The 17,085-nt window shown below is 68.6% G+C and carries 17 protein-coding genes and 1 tRNA gene; 6 read left to right on the top strand and 12 right to left on the bottom strand.

Translation table 11 applies throughout. From position 1 onward, the window contains the following. Position 1: 1 nt before the first annotated feature. The 5 genes from ACIQ3R_RS02240 to ACIQ3R_RS02220 all read right to left on the bottom strand — a co-directional run bounded on the left by ACIQ3R_RS02240 (position 2) and on the right by ACIQ3R_RS02220 (position 5,438). Positions 2-1,135 (bottom strand): Re/Si-specific NAD(P)(+) transhydrogenase subunit alpha, encoded by a 1,134-nt coding sequence (locus ACIQ3R_RS02240; protein WP_397414598.1) that lies wholly within the window; start codon positions 1,133-1,135, stop codon positions 2-4. A 67-nt stretch (positions 1,136-1,202) separates the two neighbouring features. Next, on the bottom strand, positions 1,203-1,442 hold the full coding sequence (locus ACIQ3R_RS02235; RefSeq protein WP_397414596.1) for an aa3-type cytochrome c oxidase subunit IV: 240 nt from the start codon (positions 1,440-1,442) through the stop codon (positions 1,203-1,205). Positions 1,443-1,502: 60 nt separating this feature from the next. Further along, positions 1,503-2,552 (bottom strand): alpha/beta fold hydrolase, encoded by a 1,050-nt coding sequence (locus ACIQ3R_RS02230; RefSeq protein WP_397414594.1) that lies wholly within the window; start codon positions 2,550-2,552, stop codon positions 1,503-1,505. Positions 2,553-2,615: 63 nt separating this feature from the next. Next, entirely contained in the window at positions 2,616-3,389 is a 774-nt protein-coding gene (locus ACIQ3R_RS02225; protein ID WP_397414592.1) for a class I SAM-dependent methyltransferase, read from the bottom strand. Further along, on the bottom strand, positions 3,390-5,438 hold the full coding sequence (locus ACIQ3R_RS02220; protein WP_397414590.1) for an acylase: 2,049 nt from the start codon (positions 5,436-5,438) through the stop codon (positions 3,390-3,392). It abuts the gene before it with no gap. A 106-nt stretch (positions 5,439-5,544) separates the two neighbouring features. Here ACIQ3R_RS02220 and ACIQ3R_RS02215 point away from each other — a divergent pair, with 106 nt between their 5' ends. Both ACIQ3R_RS02215 and ACIQ3R_RS02210 read left to right on the top strand, forming a co-directional pair. Further along, positions 5,545-6,156 (top strand): pyridoxamine 5'-phosphate oxidase family protein, encoded by a 612-nt coding sequence (locus tag ACIQ3R_RS02215; protein WP_397414587.1) that lies wholly within the window; start codon positions 5,545-5,547, stop codon positions 6,154-6,156. Continuing rightward, complete coding sequence (locus tag ACIQ3R_RS02210) at positions 6,153-7,229, top strand: alpha/beta hydrolase (RefSeq protein WP_397414585.1); 1,077 nt, start codon at positions 6,153-6,155, stop codon at positions 7,227-7,229. The genes ACIQ3R_RS02215 and ACIQ3R_RS02210 overlap by 4 nt, the downstream gene beginning before the upstream one ends. A 3-nt stretch (positions 7,230-7,232) precedes the next feature. Here the strand turns inward: ACIQ3R_RS02210 and ACIQ3R_RS02205 are convergent, their stop codons facing one another. The 6 genes from ACIQ3R_RS02205 to ACIQ3R_RS02180 all read right to left on the bottom strand — a co-directional run bounded on the left by ACIQ3R_RS02205 (position 7,233) and on the right by ACIQ3R_RS02180 (position 14,820). Then, entirely contained in the window at positions 7,233-8,315 is a 1,083-nt protein-coding gene (locus tag ACIQ3R_RS02205) for a phosphotransferase family protein (RefSeq protein ID WP_397414583.1), read from the bottom strand. Further along, on the bottom strand, positions 8,312-8,665 hold the full coding sequence (locus ACIQ3R_RS02200) for a YybH family protein (RefSeq protein ID WP_397414581.1): 354 nt from the start codon (positions 8,663-8,665) through the stop codon (positions 8,312-8,314). Before ACIQ3R_RS02200 ends, ACIQ3R_RS02205 begins: the two co-directional genes overlap by 4 nt. After that, the gene (locus ACIQ3R_RS02195) at positions 8,662-9,903 is read right to left on the bottom strand and encodes an NAD(P)/FAD-dependent oxidoreductase (RefSeq protein ID WP_397414579.1); all 1,242 of its coding nucleotides are present in this window, start codon (positions 9,901-9,903) and stop codon (positions 8,662-8,664) included. The genes ACIQ3R_RS02200 and ACIQ3R_RS02195 overlap by 4 nt, the downstream gene beginning before the upstream one ends. Positions 9,904-9,916: 13 nt before the next feature. Continuing rightward, complete coding sequence (locus ACIQ3R_RS02190) at positions 9,917-11,707, bottom strand: M3 family oligoendopeptidase (protein WP_397414577.1); 1,791 nt, start codon at positions 11,705-11,707, stop codon at positions 9,917-9,919. A 117-nt stretch (positions 11,708-11,824) separates the two neighbouring features. Further along, a complete protein-coding gene (gene typA / locus ACIQ3R_RS02185) occupies positions 11,825-13,657 on the bottom strand; it encodes a translational GTPase TypA (RefSeq protein ID WP_397414575.1) in 1,833 nt (610 codons plus the stop codon). A 248-nt stretch (positions 13,658-13,905) separates the two neighbouring features. Next, positions 13,906-14,820 carry an N-formylglutamate amidohydrolase gene (locus ACIQ3R_RS02180; protein WP_397414633.1) on the bottom strand — a complete coding sequence of 305 codons (915 nt, stop codon included), beginning with the start codon at positions 14,818-14,820 and terminating at the stop codon, positions 13,906-13,908. Positions 14,821-14,938: 118 nt separating this feature from the next. On the opposite strand from ACIQ3R_RS02180, the gene cpdR reads away from it, so the two are divergent. Both cpdR and ACIQ3R_RS02170 read left to right on the top strand, forming a co-directional pair. Further along, positions 14,939-15,295, top strand: coding sequence for a cell cycle two-component system response regulator CpdR (gene cpdR / locus ACIQ3R_RS02175; protein ID WP_397414573.1), 357 nt, complete (start codon positions 14,939-14,941; stop codon positions 15,293-15,295). An 80-nt stretch (positions 15,296-15,375) separates the two neighbouring features. Further along, positions 15,376-15,450: transfer RNA gene (locus ACIQ3R_RS02170), tRNA-Val, on the top strand. A 44-nt stretch (positions 15,451-15,494) separates the two neighbouring features. Here ACIQ3R_RS02170 and ACIQ3R_RS02165 read toward each other — a convergent pair. Further along, positions 15,495-15,932: an ATP-binding protein gene (locus ACIQ3R_RS02165; protein ID WP_397414571.1), complete on the bottom strand. Its 438-nt coding sequence runs from the start codon at positions 15,930-15,932 to the stop codon at positions 15,495-15,497. Positions 15,933-15,948: 16 nt separating this feature from the next. Between ACIQ3R_RS02165 and ACIQ3R_RS02160 the strand changes: the two genes are divergently transcribed. Then, positions 15,949-16,386, top strand: coding sequence for a FecR domain-containing protein (locus tag ACIQ3R_RS02160; protein ID WP_397414569.1), 438 nt, complete (start codon positions 15,949-15,951; stop codon positions 16,384-16,386). Next, positions 16,383-16,955 carry an OmpA family protein gene (locus tag ACIQ3R_RS02155; RefSeq protein ID WP_397414567.1) on the top strand — a complete coding sequence of 191 codons (573 nt, stop codon included), beginning with the start codon at positions 16,383-16,385 and terminating at the stop codon, positions 16,953-16,955. The genes ACIQ3R_RS02160 and ACIQ3R_RS02155 overlap by 4 nt, the downstream gene beginning before the upstream one ends. Positions 16,956-17,085 lie beyond the last annotated feature (130 nt).

Raw genomic sequence — 17,085 nt, 5'->3', positions numbered from 1 at the left:
CCTATGCCTTCAGCTGCGGGTGAACGATCGCCCCGTCATGGGTGACGAGGCTGGCCTTGAGGATCTCGTCCTCCAGATCGGGCGCGAACGCGCCCTCCTTGGTGCGGAACAGTTCGGCGAAGGCCATCAGGTTGCGGGCGTAAAGCGCCGAGGCGTCGGCCGCGATCCGGCCGGGCAGGTTGGTCTGGCCCAGGATCATCACGCCGTTGGCCGTGGTCACGGTCTCGCCGGCCTTGGCGCCTTCGGTGTTGCCGCCCTGCTCGACCGCCAGATCGACGATCACGGAGCCGGCCTTCATGGAAGCGACCTGGGCGGCCGAGATCAGCCGGGGCGCCGGCCGGCCGGGGATAAGCGCGGTGGTGATGACGATGTCCTGCTTGGCGATGTGTCCGGAGACCAGCGCGGCCTGCTTGGCCTGGTACTCGGCGCTCATTTCCTTGGCGTAGCCGCCCTCGGTCTGGGCGTTGGCGAATTCCTCGTCTTCGACGGCGATGAACTTGGCGCCGAGGCTCTCCACCTGTTCCTTGGTGGCGGGGCGGACGTCGGTAGCGGTGACCACGGCGCCCAGGCGGCGCGCGGTGGCGATGGCTTGGAGGCCCGCCACGCCGACGCCCATCACGAAGACCTTGGCCGGCGCGACGGTGCCGGCGGCGGTCATCATCATCGGCATGGCCCGGCCATAGGCGGCCGCGCCTTCGATCACCGCGCGATAGCCGGCGAGGTTGGCCTGGGAGGACAGCACGTCCATCACCTGCGCACGGGTGATGCGCGGCACGAACTCCATGGCGAAAGCGGTGGCCCTGGCCTTGGCCAGCGCCTCCAGCGCCGGACGCTCCACATAGGCGTTCAGCATGGCGGCGACGATCGCGCCAGGCTTGAGCGCGGCGATCTCGTCGGCCTCCGGCGCGCGAACCTTGAACAGGATGTCGGCGTCCTTCAGCGCGGCCTTGGCGGTCTTGGCCAGGCTCGCGCCCGCGGCTTCGAAGTCGGCGTCGGCGATGGACGCGCCCGCGCCGGCGCCGGTCTCCACCGTCACCGAGAACCCGGCGGCGATCAGCTTCTTGACGGTCTCGGGCGTGGCCGCGACTCGGGTCTCACCGGCCCGGCGCTCCTTGGTGACGGCGATCAGCGCCATGGATGGGTCAGCCTCTCCTCAACGCCAAAGTCGGTTTGCGTCGCCCCGCAGGGCCGCCGCGCGCGCGTCAGTGCGCGGCGTCCGGTTTTTCGCGCAGGAAGATCACGCCCAGCACCAGCAGGACGACGGACCAGGCCGCCGAACCCAGGAAGCCGGTGGTGGTGCAGAACAGGAGCGTGAAGAACAGCAGCCCGACGCAAATCGCCAGCGAGCCCCACTTCGTCAGCCCCATGATCAGGTTGTAGGTGGCGGTCTGTTCGGAAATGTCCATCGCGCCGCGCTGGTAGTCCGACGAGTCTCCGGCCATGGGAAGGTCACTCTTTTCGTGGGTCAGATAGGGCGGGGTTACACGAAGCGCCGGGACCGCTCAACCCGGCCATGTGGCCAAAAGCGTGCGCAGCGCCGCGACCAACGCCAAAGGCTGGTCGATCATCACGTGGTGATGGCTGTCGGGGATCTCGATCTCAGTGACCGTACCCTCCAAGAAACTCGGTTCGCCGGCCGCCCGGCGGTCGATGATCCGGCTCTTTTCGCCATAGAGGTGCACCATGGGCACGCCCGGCTTGGGAGCGTGGCGCGGGTTGGACATGTCCATTCCGGAGCGGTCGAGCTTCTCCCACATCTGCGGGTCGAACTTCCAGGCGAAGCCCTCGCCGGAGCCGTCAGGCATCGGGACCCGCTTCAGAGAGCGCCGGGCGATGAAGTCGAGGATGTAGTGATTGTCGGCCGGCTGCGGCGGCATCAGCCGGAAACGCTCCAGCGCCTTGGCCAGGGTGGGATAGACTCGGGTCGGCTTGTCGGCGGTCGGGATATTGGCGATCAGCTCGGCGCGCTTTTTCCGCTCGGCCAGAACCTCGGGCGGCGGGCCGCCGAATCCGGTGTCGACCAGAACGGCGGCATGCATCAGCTCCGGTCTCTGAACCGCCGTAAAGAACACCTGCCCCCCGCCGAACGAGTGACCGATGTAGATCGGCTTGCGCCCGCCATCGTAGAGTCCACAGGCGCGGCTGACCGCCTCGGCGTCGTCGGCGAAGTCTGAGAACCTGTAACTGTCGCGCCAGTCCGACGCGCCCATGCCGGCCAGCGACATGGCGGTGACGCGGAAGTCCTTGCCCAGATAGGGGCCGAGCGGGCTCCACCAGTCGGCGTGCGCGCTGTTGCCGTGGACCAGCAGCAAGCCGGGCTTGCCCCGCTCGCCCCAGCTCAGCGCCTCGATGCGGGTCCCGTGCGAGGTGACGAACTCCCGCTCAGGTTCCTGGGCGATCGCCCACTGGAACCAGGCGGGCGCGGCCGGCTCCGCTCCGCCATAGGGCGCGAGCGGCGCGCGCACTTCGGGCGGCAGGTCCTCGGAATGGAAGGGGCGGTCGTCGTAGGTTTCCTTGGCGCCGCGCGCCTCAGGGGTCGTTTCACTGGCCATGCGCGCGGGGTCTAACAAGCGTTTGAAGAATGGCAAGCGTTTGCACTCGGCCGGGGCGCGAACTCAGCGACGGCGGGCGAGGTACAGATGCGTCTCCCAGGGCCATTCCAACACGCCTCCGTTCTCCGCCACGACCTCGCTCAGCGCATCGAACAGGGCGAAGCGCGGGGCTTCCGGGAGCACGTGGTAGCTGGAGTCCGTGCGCAGATAGCGGCCGAGGGTCTGCGGGTCGACGCGCCAGGTCCAGGCGTAAGCGCGGTGCACCATCGGATCGAAGACTTCGCTGGCGGCAAACTGCGGCGAAAGGAGGCCGTCCGGCTTGTAGTAGGCGGCGGCGCCCGAGGGCGTCCCCCAAACGCCCGGAAGAAAGCGCTCGAAGACCGATCTATATGGGCTCGCGGCCGGCCCGACGGGCGCTTCCTGCACATGGCCGAACACCGCCAGTGATCCGCGAGGTCGGAGCGCCATGGCCGCCTTCGCGAAGGCCGCGGCCGGGTCCACCCAATGCCAGGCCTGCGCCGATGCCACGAGATCGTATGCGCCCGCTTCAGGGACAAACGCCTCGAAGCGGCCGACTTCGTACGCCACCTTGTCCGACGCCACGCGCGCCCGCGCCTCCGCGATCAGGTTGGGGCCCGGATCGATCGCCAGCACGCGCCCCGCGCGCGCCGCGAGGTCGCCGGTCGCCTGACCCGCCCCGCAGCCAACTTCCAGCACGGCTGCGTCGGGCTCGAGGTCCGCGAGCGCCCAGAGATCGTCGTAAACGGCCGCCGGATAGCCCGGCCGCGCCTCGCCGTAGAGGCCAGCCACCGCGTCGAAGGTGTCGCGCTGCTCCATCTACTCCCCAGGTCGATAGTCGCGGACGATGTGGCCCTTCAGCTGTTCTTCCGTAAAGCGGACCGGCTTGGTCTTCATGGCGGCGAACAGCGGCGTCTGGTCCGCAAAGTGGGGCGAGGCTTCATCCAGGGTGGCCGAACCGAACTGGTGGATGCTGGTCGAGCTCATCGCTCCCGCCCGGTCCCAGGTCACGAACATGATGAAGGTGTCGCCCGCGAGGCCGCGAAGCCGACCATCCGGATCGGGTCGGCCATAGATGGCGCGAAAGATGTCCGGGCCGCCGTCGACGGGCAGATCGACCTTGCCCCGCCGGATCCGGTTGACCTCGCCCCAGGTGGGATCGATCCGCCCGAAGTGGGTCCGCAACTCGGCCATGGTTTCCTTGAGTACGGCCACGGGCGGTCGCGCCGGAGTCTGCAGAAGCTTCAGCACGGTGAGAACGGCCAACGGCGCAGCGCGGCTGTCGCGATGGGTCCGTCGGTCCCAGTCCTTGAGCAGCGCCTGGGCCGCGGCCAGATCGGGATCGTCCTTCGCGTTGAAGGCGCCCAGCAGGGTCAGGGCCTTCGCGAGGTCTGACCGTGAGCTGAAGGTGAGGTCGTACTTGTAGGCCTCGAATTCCTCGGCGGTGATCGAGGTGTCGGCGCCATAGGTCTCGAGCGCCCGCCAGGCCCGGTTGGTCATGTTGGTCTGCAGGCCGAGGGTCTTGGAGAAGGCCCCGGGCTTGAGATCGTCGGCCTCGCTGGTCGCCTGGAACGGGGTGTTGTTGGCGTTGAACACCCATCCAGACTTCGGATTCCAGACCTGGGGAATCTTCGCGAACGGCAGCTGGGCGTTCCAGATCAGGTCCGACCGATCGCCGGGGACGACGCCCGACCAGTCGACGCCCTCCTTGCGCACCGGGTAGCGTCCGTTGTGGACGTAGCCGACGTTCCCCTTGGCGTCGCCGTAGACGTAGTTGATCGACGGCAGCACGCCCATGGCCATGGCCGCCTTCCACTCGGACAGGTTCCGCGCCTTGTTCATGGCGAAGTACTGCTCATTCTGGCGGATCTCTCCCATGCCCGCATAACGGATGGCGAACACCCCGCGGTCGTTCCGTACGACGGGCCCGTGCGCGGATCGGGCGATCTCCTTGCGCATCACGTCAAAGCCGCCGTCGGCGCGCTTGACCTTGATCTCGACCCAATGGGACTCGAACCGCTTCCAGGCGCCGTCCAGCCGGTATTCCTCGCGGTTCGCCGGATTGACCGTCAGCTGGAACACATCGGCCAGATCCGGATTGTTGACCGTCGAGGCCCAGCCCAGGTGCGCGTTGTGGCCGTGCAGCATGAATGGCCCGCCCGGAAAGAAGCCGCCCGCCACATGCCAGCCCTCATCGGTCTGGATGACCGCCTCGTACCACGCCAGCGGCCCGGTGAAGGGCTGGTGGGAGTTGACCAGAAGGCGCGTGGCGCCATCGGCTGAGCGGGAGGGCGCCACCGCCACGCCGTTGGAGCCGGTCTCCAGTTTCGGCTCGGCCAGGGCCAGCTTCTGCGCCTGCGGGCGCAGGGTCCGGCGGAACACGTCGTCCAGGCCATAGAAGCTCGGGCCCCGGAAGGTGGTCGCCGCCGCCAGATCCTGGCCCGTGATCGGCAGGAGGCCGGGCAGCACCTTGTCCGGATGCTTGGCGGCATAGGCGTTGAGGCTGGCCGCATAGGCCTCCATCACCTTGCGGGTCGCCGGCGCCAGGTCGCGGGCGTAGCGCCGCCGCACCGTGCCCCAGACGTCTTGAAGATGGACCAGGTAGTCGTTCTCGATGCCCGCTGGCCCCTTGAGCTCGGCCAGTCGACCGCGCGACTGGAAGACGGCTTCCTGAATGGTGGCGAAGTCATCCTCCGCCTGCGCCCAGGCCAGGCCGTAGGCGGCGGCGGCATCGGACTTCGCCCGGATGTGCGGGACGCCCCACTCGTCACGCCGGATCCGGACCTCATCGGCGTAGGTCGATGGCGCGGCTTCCGCCGCCGCGCCCATCAGCATCGCCGCCGCCATCGCCGTCAGGATTGTCCGCATGATCTTCCGTTCCAACTTGCAGGGACCGTCGCGACTCCCCAACGCTCGACGATAGCACTGCCGCCACGCCTTTTGACGATCCGTTGGACCTTGCGCATGATGCCACATGCTCATCACCGACACCGCCCGGCTGGAGGCGATCTACGACACGCCGCTGGCCCCCGCCTCGGTGGTCAAGGAAGCCGACCACATCACCGAGCCTTACGCCCGTCTCATCGCGGCTTCGCCTTTCGTGGCGCTGGCCACCAGCGGGCCCGAGGGTCTGGATTGCAGCCCAAGGGGCGATGGCGCGGGATTCGTGCGCATCGCCGACCCGAAGACGCTGATCCTGCCGGATCGGCGCGGCAACAATCGCATCGACAGCCTGCGCAATATCGTGCGCGATCCGAGAGTGGCGCTGCTGTTCCTGATCCCGGGTTCGGGGACGACGTTTCGGGTCAATGGCCGCGCCGTGATCTCGGCCGAGCCGGCGCTCCTGGAAAGCTTCGCGGTCGGCGGACAGCCGCCGCGCACCGCCATCGTGGTTACGGTCGAGCGCGCCTATTTTCAGTGCGCCAGGGCCATTGTGCGATCCGAACTCTGGAATCCTGACCGCCACGTGGACCCGGCGACCCTGCCGACGCCGGGCGAAATCCTGGCCGTCATGACCAACGGCGAGGTCGGCGGCAAACCCTATGACGAAGCCTGGCCCGCACGCGCGGCGGCGAGCCTCTGGTGAGCGGAGATCAAAACCAGGTCGCCGAGGACGTGATGGCGATCCTGCCGCCCTTGCTGGGCGCGCTCGACCACCTGGCCTTTGTGGCGCGCCAGTTCCATCCGCCGACGTTCGCGGACCTGATGGCGGCCGTCGGCGATCCAACAGAGGCGCTGCGCGCCGAACGCGGACGGCTTGACGCCTGGCCGCCGGAGCTTGCCGATGTGCGCGCGGCCCTGGGCGGGGCTTGCGATCAGGCGGTCCAGGGGTTCGCCCGGCTCACTGAGTCGGCTGCCGATCCCGAGGGGCCGGGCGCAGCCTATCGCGCCCTCCGCGCCCTGCCGTTAGCGCAGGAGATGCTCTATCCCCTGGCAGGCGGCCTGCCGGCGGTGAGCCGGTACTTCCTACCGGCTGGGAAACGCGACGACGCGGCTTTGATGGCGCGGCTGGCGGCGGGCCACAATCACCCGGAGCGTGGGGTGATCCATGGCGGCGGCGAGCCCGGCGCGCGGGGCGCGGTCTCGCTCTATGTGCCCGAGGACATTGACGATGGCCGCCCCCGCCCTCTGATCGTGGCGCTGCACGGCGGCGGCGGGCATGGCCGGTCGTTCCTGTGGAGCTGGCTGGCCGAGGCGCGCGGCGCGGGCGCGATCCTGGCCGCCCCGACCGCGGTCGGCCGCACCTGGGCGATCCAGGGCGAGGACCCGGACACGCCAAACCTGGCCCGCATCGCAGCCTTCATCCGTGAGCGTTGGCCGGTCGATCCGGATCGCCTGCTGCTCACCGGCATGAGCGATGGCGGCACCTTCGCCTATGTCAGCGGGCTGGAGGGCGGCTCGCCCTTCACGCATCTCGCGCCGATCTCGGCGGCCTTTCACCCGATGCTGGCCCAGTTCGCGGACCCGGACCGGTTGCGCGGCCTGCCAATCCACATCACCCACGGTGCGCTCGACTGGATGTTCCCCGCGTCGATGGCGCGGGAAGCGGCGCAGGCGCTCTCTGCGGCGGGCGCCCATGTGGTCCATCGCGAGATCGCCGACCTCAGCCACACCTATCCGCGCGAGATCAACGCCGAGATTCTGGGCTGGTTGGGATAGCCGTCAGTCCAGGCGCGCCAGTCCATCGTGGTCGGTGATGTGGGTTACGGCCGAGCCCACCATCTGCATGAACATGTCGTCGCCGCGCGGGGTCTGTTTCACGACCATCGAGGCGAAGAAGGCGGTGAGGAACAGCAGGAACGCACCCGGCGCATAGTCGCGGGCCAAGGTTTCCCGGCCATAGCCGCGCACGCCGCCGGCTTCGAGGGCCGCCAGATAGCGATCCAAAAGCTCGACTTCATGCGCGCGGCGCACCTCCGGCGGCAAGGCGCCGGCCAGGAAGTAGGCCACGTCAACCGCGCCCGAGCCCAGGCTGAGCGACTGCCAGTCGAGCACCGTCACGGCCCGCCCGCCGGCCGGTGTCGCGAACATCATGTTGTCCGGCCGATAGTCGTTGTGGGTCAAGCAGCGTGGTCCGGTCCAGATCGCGGCGAAGCGGTCGAAACGTGCGATCAGCCGCTCGCCAACCTCGATCCAGGCGGGCTCCAGCCGCTCTGCGTAGCGCGCGCGGAAACCCTGCCAGAGCATGCCGACCAGATCGCCAGTGGCCTGGCTGGCCGGAGCGGCCCGCGTTCCTGAGACCCAGGGCAGATCCTCGACGGCCGGATTTTCCCAGTGCGAGGCGTGCAGTTTGGCGGCCTCGTCGATCACCGCGCGCGCCTGGTCCAGCGTCACGCCGCGAAGCTGGTCGCCGGGCTCGGCTGGCGCCAAATCCTCCATCATCAGCACGAACTCGCCCGTCTCCTCGCGCAGTTCGGCGGCGTAGCAGCGGGGCGTGGCGATGCGGGCGGCGCCGGCCAATTGGCGGTAGAAGTGCACTTCCCTCGCATAGTTGCCGAGCATCACGCCGGTGCGGAAGCTGTCGGGATCGGCCGACGGGAACTTTCCCACAAGCGAGGCCGGCGCGCCTGGCGCCGCTGCGGCGTAGTCAAGTCGGAACCGGACGCTGTCGCCGATCTGGCCGGTGCCGATCGCCTTGGCCTGGAAGCCCGCCAGCCGGGCGTCGATCCCGTTGGCCGCCAGGAGGGCCGTGAGCCAGGCGGCGTCCACATCGCCGGGCGGGCGGATATCGATAGCGTCGGTCATTCGGGAAGCTGGTGCACGTAGACTTCATTCAGCGCGATCTCGCGACCCTTCAGGATCACCAGGTCGAAGCCGCGCATCCGTCCGCCGCCCGCGATGTCGCAATACCAGCGGCCGCAGAAGCCGTTCGCGATCTTCCAGGTCTCTTCCGGCGTGTATGTCATCGGCGGCGTCGCGCCGAACAGGCCGGTGAGATAGGCGGAGAGCGCCACGCGGCCGGTGAGCCCGCCCGCCGTCTGCGGATCCTTGTAGATGCAGTCCTCGGCGTAGAAGGCGGTCAGTCGGGGCACGTCCTTGGCGGTCCAGGCCGCCAGCCAGTCGGCGTTGAAGGCTTCGATTTCGGCCCCAGTCATGCGTGCACGCCACCCAGGATGCGAGCCTTGGCCTCCGGCGTGAAGAACTCCGGCGGCGCGATCTCAGGGCCGGCCATGACCACGAAGCCGTGCAGGCCGAGGCTTGGATCGGCGGCGGCGCGTTCGTGGTGGCTGCGCCGCCGTTCGGCGGCGGCTTCGCCGAATTCCATGTCCAACGCCGAGGTGATCGAGGCGGCATGGCGTAACCGTCGCATTCGCTCGGCGCGCTCCTCGACATAGGGAACCAGGGCCGCTCGACTCCAGTCGTCGGAAGCCTTCAGGATGTCACTGACCAGCCGCACGTCGCGATAGGTGATCGACAGTCCCAGACCGATGATCGGGTCGTTCCAGCCGGCGGCGTCGCCGATCAGCACTCCGCCTTCGAAGGTCGGGTCGTCGGTCCAGGCGTCGGCGTTGATGTAGCTGTAGAGCGGACCGGCCGGGCGACCCTCCACCAGCTGGCGATTGGCCGGACTACAGCCCATCGCAAAGGCGTCGAGGAACCGCCGGGCCGCGTCCGGCCCTCGGAACCGCTGCGCCTGGTCCAAAGCATAGCCGCCATAGACCCTTACCCTTCCGTCGCCCTGAGGGAAGGCCAGGAAGCCGAAGTCGCCTTCGGTGCCGATCGCCTGCAGAGTCGGGTCCCAGCCCTCGGCCGCCTCGACCAGCAGCCCGGCGAACCAATGGTGCGGCGTATCCTGGTGCAGCGTTATCCTCGCCGCCTCACGCACCTGCGAGGTGCGACCATCTGCGCCGACGATCAGCCGCGCCGTGGCTGTGACCTCCGCCTCGCCGTCGCGGAACACCACGCTGGGCGCCGCGCCCGGGTTGACCGAGATCACCTCGATCCCGCGCCGCGCGTCCGCGCCGGCGTCCCGTGCGGCGTCGAACAGCAGCTGGCAATGCTTGGGGTGGCCCAGGCACAGCGGCCCCGGGACGTCCGGCAGGAAAATGCCCAACGGCAGGGTGCGGGTCTCGGAGGCCTCGGGCGTGCGTGTTTCGTCGTAGGTGATGTGCCGCGTGATGTGGTGCCCGCCAGCCGCGATCAGTCGATCATAGAGGCCGACCCGACGGGTCTCTGCGACGCCCCATGGCGCGATCCACTCGCCACGCACCCGATCCTCGTACACCTCGGAGCGCTCCAGAAGCAGCACCTTGCGGCCGGCCCGCGTCATGACCTCGGCCAGCGCCGAACCGCCGATGCCGCCGCCGACGATGATCAGGTCATAGTCCGCCATGCTAAGGTCCTCCTCAGACCAGGGTCTCGAACTCGTCGACCAGACGTTCGATCTGGCGCACGCCCGCCGCCCAGAACGCCTTTTCGCGCGGATTGAGCCCGAACACCGCCAGCGCCTCGACATAGGTGCGGGTGCCGCCGCCCGAGAGGAGCGTCTCGTAGAGCGGCGCGAAACCGGCCGGATCCTCCCGCCGCTTCTCCATCAGCCCGCGCACCAGGAGGTCCCCGAATGCGTAGGCATAGACGTAGAACGGCGCGTGCACGAAGTGGCTGATATAGGCCCAGTAGGATCTGTAGCCCTTGTCCAGCCGGATGGCGGGCCCAAGGCTCTCAGCCATGATCTCCATCCACAGGTCGCCGATCTGATCGGTCGACAGTTCGCCCTCGGCGCGCGCGGCATGAAACCGGGTCTCGAAGCGGTGGAAGGCGATCTGGCGGAAGACGGTGTTGATCGCGTCCTCGATCTTGCCGGCCAGCAGTCCCCGGCGCTCGGCGGGCGTGGCCTCCGCCAGCAATTTCTCGAACACCAACCCTTCACCGAAGATCGACGCGGTTTCGGCCAGCGTGAGGGGCGTGTCTGCCAGCAGGGTGCCCAGAGGCTGGCAGAAGGTCTGATGCACCGCATGGCCCAGTTCATGCGCCAGGGTCAGCACATCCCGCCGCTCGCCCATGTAGTTCATGAACACGAAGGGGTGCGTGTCGGCCGTCACCGGGTGTGAATAGGCGCCGGACTGTTTGCCGGCGCGCGGGCGGGCGTCGATCCACGGCCGGTCGAAGAAGATCCGCGCAGTGTCGGCGAAGCGGGGCGCGAGCGCCTGGAAGCTCTCCAGTACGATGCCGCGCGCCTCGTCCCAGCCATAGGTGCGGGGCGGCGTCTGATCGAGCGGGGCGTTGCGGTCCCAATGATCGAGCTGAGTCACGCCCATGATCTTGGCCTTGAGCCGATAGTAGCGGTGGCTGACCGAGGCGTAGCCCTCGACCACGGCCGCCTCCAGCGCCTCGACTGCGTCGGCGTCGACCTCATTGGCAAGGTGGCGTGAGGCGGCCGGGCTGGGGTACTTGCGCCAGCGATCCTCCACCTGCTTTTCGAAGGCCAGCGTGTTGAGCGACAGCGCCAGCGTCGGCGTGCGTTCCTTCAGCGCCCGCGCCAGCGCGCCGGCCGCGGCTTTGCGCCGCGCCGGGTCGGAATCGGACATCCGGTTCAGCAGTTCCGGCAGCGTCAGGGTCTCGCCCTCGACCCGCGCCGAGAGCCGGGCCAGGGTCTCGTCGGACAGCCGCGACCAGTTGGCGACAGCGGGCGCCTTGTCGATCAGCAGGCGTTCCAACTCCGCCGACAGTTCATGCGGCCGGCCGGCGCGCACGCGCCTGAGCCAGGGACGCCACCGTTGGGCGGGCACATGGGCCCGCATGGCCTCCTCAAGCTCGACGTCGTCGAGTTGGTTGATCTCCAGGGTGAAGAACAGGCTGAGCTGGGCGATCTGGGCCGAGCGGGCGCGCTGGTCGGCTTCGAACTTCGACCAAGCGGCGTCATCGCGCGCCGTCGACGCCGATAGCGAGCCGAACGCGCCCACCCGCCAAAGGGCGTTGGTGGCCTGTTCATAGAGGTCGATACCCCGATCCAGGATGCCGCCCAGCTCGGCCGGTCTTGAGCGGGTCGCGACCATTCGGCCTTCAAGCTTGGCCAGTTCGCGGTTCAGCGCCTCGGCTTTGTCGAGATCGGCGGCGATCCGGGGGTCGTCCCGGCCGGTGTAGAGATCATCCAGCCGCCATTGAGGCAGCATGTCGGTCTTGAAGGGCGCGTTCATGCACCGAAGTTAGGGCGACGCCGGTCGCGGGACCAGCCCGACGCTACGTCATTCGGCGGCCTTCCCGTTCCGCTGAACCCATCCCGAGTTCCGCGCCGGTTCCGCCGGCGACCCGCCTCAGTCCTCGCGCGCCCGCTTCTTTCGGAAGCTGGGGTTCAGCACCTTCTTGCGCAGGCGGATCGATTTGGGCGTCACTTCGACCAGCTCGTCTTCTTCAATGTAAGCGATGGCCTGTTCGAGGGTCGGGCGGCGCGGCGGCGTCAGGCGTACGGCCTCGTCCTTGCCGGAGGCGCGGACGTTGGTCAGCTGCTTGGCCTTCATCGGATTGACGTCGAGGTCGTCCGAGCGGCTGTTCTCGCCGATGATCATGCCCTGGTAGGTCTTCTCGCCGGCGCCGACGAACATGAAGCCGCGATCTTCCAGGTTCCAAAGCGCGAAGGCCGCCGTCTCGCCATCAGAGTTGGAGACCAGCACGCCCTTGCGGCCCGCGTCGATGGGACCCTTGTAGGGTTCATAGTGGCTGAACACGCGGTTCAGCACGCCTGATCCCCGCGTGTCTGTCAGGAACTCGCCCTGATAGCCGATCAGCGAGCGCGACGGGCTCATCAGGCTGATGCGGGTCTTGCCGGCCCCCGAGGGCGCCATGTCCTTCAGCTCCGCCTTCCGGGCGGAAAGCTTCTCGATGACGATGCCGGTGAACTCCTCGTCCACATCGATCATCACCTCCTCGACAGGCTCCAGGCGCTCCCCGGTCTCAGGGTCCTCCTGAAACACCACGCGTGGTCGGCTGATGGAGACCTCGAACCCTTCACGACGCATGCTCTCGATCAGCACGCCCAGTTGCAGTTCGCCCCGGCCGGCCACCTCGTAGGCGTCCTTGTCCGGCGACTCGGTGACCCGGATCGCCACGTTGGACTGGGCTTCCTTCAGCAGGCGGTCGCGAATCACCCGGCTCTGCACCTTATCGCCTTCACGACCGGCGAGCGGGCTGTCGTTGACGCTGACGGTCATCGAGATCGTGGGGGGGTCGATGGGCTGTGCGGGCAGGGCCTCGGTCACCTCGAGCGCGCACAGGGTGTCGGCGACGGTGGCCTTGCTGAGCCCAGCGATGGCGACGATGTCGCCGGCCTCGGCGTCTTCGATCGGCTGGCGCTTCAGGCCGCGGAAGGCCAGCACCTTGGTGATGCGGCCCCGCTCGATTTCCTTGCCGTCGATGCCCAGGGCGTGAATCGCCAGGCCGGGAACCGCCCTGCCGCTCTCGATACGGCCGGTCAGCAGGCGACCCAGGAACGGGTCGTTCTCGATCAGCACCGAAAGGATCTGGAACGGCTCGTCCTTGCGCGTCTCGGCCTTGGGCGGCGGCACGTGGTCGACGATCAGGTCGAACAGCGGGCTGAGGTTGTCATTGGGCTTCGCGAGATCCAGCGTCGCCCAGCCGTTCTTTCCCGAGGCGTAGATGTGCGGGAAGTCGAGCTGCTCGTCTGTGGCGCCCATGGCCGCGAACAGGTCAAAGGCGTCGTTCAGCACCCGGTCGGGATCGGCGTGCGGACGGTCGACCTTGTTGAGGCAGAGGATCGGGCGCAGGCCCATCTTCAGCGCCTTGCCGAGCACGAACTTGGTTTGTGGCATCACGCCTTCCTCGGCGTCGACCAGCAGGACGCAGCCGTCCACCATGCCCAGGATCCGTTCCACCTCGCCGCCGAAGTCCGCATGCCCCGGCGTGTCGATGATGTTGATGCGCGTCTCGCCGGCCCGGCCGTTCCACAACACGGAGGTGCACTTGGCCAGGATGGTGATGCCGCGTTCGCGCTCCTGATCGTTGGAGTCCATCGCGCGTTCCACCGTCGCCTCGTTGGCGCGGAACACCCCGGACTGGGCGAGAAGCTGGTCGACCAGCGTGGTCTTGCCATGGTCGACGTGGGCGATGATGGCGATGTTTCGGAGCGACATGGGAACGGTTCGGACTTTCGCGGGCGGCGCGCGCTTTTAGGGGAAGCCGGCCCCCACCGCCACCCCTCGGCGGCGATCTTTGTGTGCGGTGCACAATCTTCCGCGAGAATCCGGCTTGCGCTTTGTGCATCGCATCCTAATTTGTCCGGACAAGACGCCCCTGGCGTCTTGGTCCCCACCCTTGGTTTGGCGGGGGCGTTTCCTCCCAAAACGACTGCCGCGCCCCGCCAGGGGCGCGGTTTCTTTTTTCAGCCGGGCCGAAGCGCGCTCCAGTCCGCCGCGGCCAGCGCGGCGGTAAATCCGTCGAGGTCGGCGCGCAGGCGCTCGAAGCCGTCTGTGGGCTCCAGCGTCGTCTCATCCAGATAGAGCGCCCGGTTGATCTCGATCTGCAGGGCGTGAACGCGCCGCTGCGGCCGGCCGTAGTGCTCGGTGGTGTAGCCGCCGGCATAGGGCGCATTGCGCGCCACCCGATAGCCCAGCCGCTCCAGCTCCCGCTCCGCCCGGGTGGGCAGCACGGCGGCGCAGGCGGCGCCGAAACGGTCGCCCAGCACCATGTCGCAGGACCTCGAGTCGCGGCCGCCGGACCGCGCGGCGGCTGAGGGCATGGAGTGCCAGTCGACAAGAATGGCGAAACCATGCGCCGCGCGCGCCGCCTCGACCAGGCTCTCCAGGGCGGCGTGGTAGGGCCGGTGCGCGGCCTCGATGCGTCCCTTGGCCTCGGCGAAGGTGAGCTTACGGCGATAGATCTCCTGGCCCTCGGAAACCACGCGGGCGATGGCGCCCAGACCGGCCGCGACTCGGGCCGTCCGCGCCCGGGCGAAGGCCGGGAGCTCGTCGGCGAACATCCCCTGATCCAGCTCGAAGGGTTCTCGGTTGAGGTCGATATAGGCCCGCGCATAGGCCGCCGAGATCACCGCCGCGCCATGGGCGGTGGCGCTGGCGATCAGTTCGTCCACCAGCACGTCCTCGGATCGGCGAATCGCGTGGGCGTCGAGCCGGGCCGCATCCATCATGTCGTTGGGATAGACCCTCCCGGAGTGCGGCGAGGCGAAGATCAGCGGGCTGGGCGCCGCGCCCTCCGGTCCGGCGCGGCGGAGCGTGAAAGCGCTCGCGACGGCCGGCGCAGCCGTCGGTTCGTCCAGGCTCGGTGTCAGGGCGCGCATCGGCCCATAGAGCCCGCGCCGCGGGCCGGCGTCAAAGGCTTGCGCGCGAGGCGGGAACCCGCCCGTCATCAAACGCCTTTACGCTTCTCGAACCATTCCACCCCATCTGGTGGAGACCATGTCGCGCATCCTCCTTGCCGAAGACGACGATTCCCTCCGCGGTTTCCTGGCGCGGGCGCTGGAACGCGCCGGTCACGACGTCACCGCCTGTCCCGATGGCGAGGAAGCGGTCGCTCATCTCGACCAGCCCTGGGATCTGCTGCTGACCGACATCGTCATGCCCGGCATCGACGGCATCGAGGTGGCGCGTCAGGCCGCTCAGAAACACCCGGGCCTGCGGATCATGTTCATCACCGGCTTCGCCGCTGTGGCCCTCACCGCCGGCGAGAAGGCCCCGGCCGGCGCCAAGGTGCTGTCCAAGCCTATCCACCTGCGCGAAATCGTCACCGAAGTGGAGCGGATGATCGCCGCCTGAGCGCTGACGCCCAGCCGCGCTTGCGAAGGCCGGGGTCGCTCGGTATATCCCCGCCTTCCCGATGGCGTGCCACTTGGCAAGGACGCGTAGCTCAGCGGGAGAGCACCTCGTTGACATCGAGGGGGTCACAGGTTCAATCCCTGTCGCGTCCACCATCCTTCTCCGGATTTCGCCCGCGCCCAAGTCCGGCCCGAACGGCCTAAACCCCAATCTCCAGGACCACGTGATTGCGTCCACCGCTCCGGCGGTAGGCCGCGACGCGAGTCCAGGCCCGGATCAGCGCCAGACCGGCGCCGCCGCCGCGCTCGATGTTCGGTTCGTCGAAAAGGGCCGTTCGCGGGTCAAAGGGCGCGCCCGCGTCGCTCGCCGTTAGCCGGGCCCCGCCGCCTGCCCGCTCAAGCCGCAGCACAATCCGGCTGCCGACCGGCGGATCGCCGTGCTCGACCACATTCACCGTCCACTCCTCGAGCACGATGGCCAGCCGATCCGCGAGGTCCGCATGGACCCGGTGCTCCCGCGCGAAGGCCCGCGCCAGCCCGATGGCGCGACGCGCGGCGGCCGCGTCGGCGCGGGGGCGTGCGACGAACGGTCTCAGGGTCTGGGTCGGGGCGGGAAGCTGGGCTATGAGTGTGGACACGTTCGGGGAGGTTGAGATGCGCAAGGCGCTGCTTGCAGGATTGCTCATGGTCGGCGCGCTGTCGACGGCGAGCGCGGCCGTGGCTGAGATCGGCCGCATCAAGTCGGTGGCTGGAACCGCAAGTGTCATGCGCGGCAAATCCGTGACCCCGGCCACGCTCGGCTACCAGCTGCTGGTGTCTGACGTGCTGCAGACCGGCGCCAACGGCCGCATCGGCATAACCTTCGCCGACAACAGCCGCTTTTCCATCGGGCCCAACACCCGGATCTCGCTGACCCAGTTCGAGTTCAACGACACCACTCACAAGGGCCGCTCGCTGACCACTGTGGATCGCGGCGCCCTGGGCATTGTCTCGGGACAGATCGCCAAAGAGAACCGCGATGGCATGAAGGTGCGCACACCCACCTCGTTGCTGGCCGCGCGCGGCACGACCTTCGTGGTTGAAGTGCCATGAGAGGCGCATGGATTGCGTCGGTAGCCGCGCTCGCTTTGGCGGGATGCGCCAGCGGTCGGGTCAGCCTGTTCGAAGACGCGCCCGGAGTAACCGGCGCGGTCGCGGTGTTCGACGGCAAGACCGAGGCCGAGCGCGGCGTGCTCGACAAGCCCAACACCCAGGCCGTTCTTGGCGGGCGAACCGTCGAGCCCCGGACGATCGCGCCGGGCCGTTACGCCGACCTGCTCGCCCGGATGCCGGCCGCGCCACGCGTTTACATGCTCTACTTCAAGGAAGGCTCGACCGACCTCACCGACGAGTCGCAACCGATCCTCACGGCGCTCAAGGCGGTCGTTGACCGCAACTCAGAGGTCCAGATCACCGGCCATACCGATACGGTCGGCGAACCCGAGCTGAACGACGGACTGTCGCGCGACCGGGCCACCGAGATCCGGGCCGCGCTCGTCCGACAGGGCCTGCCCGTGGAGAACGCCCGGGTCACCGGTCGGGGTGAACGCGAGCTGCGCGTGCCCACCGCCGACGGCGTCAGCGAACCCGCCAACCGGCGAGTCGAAGTCATCCTCAGGTAGCCGCCCGGCGGCGCACCGCCAGCAGGGTCAGGTCGTCGCTGGGCTCGGCGCCGGCCTCGAACGCCCGCACCGCCGCGACGAGCCGATCCAGGAGCTCGCCGGCGCTGGTGGTCTCGCGGGCCGCCATACT

The sequence above is a fragment of the Phenylobacterium sp. genome, assembly GCF_044371015.1.
In the GTDB taxonomy this organism is placed as follows: domain Bacteria; phylum Pseudomonadota; class Alphaproteobacteria; order Caulobacterales; family Caulobacteraceae; genus Phenylobacterium.
Note: the sequence above shows the minus strand (reverse complement) of the source record. Positions and strands in the feature narration are given on the sequence as shown.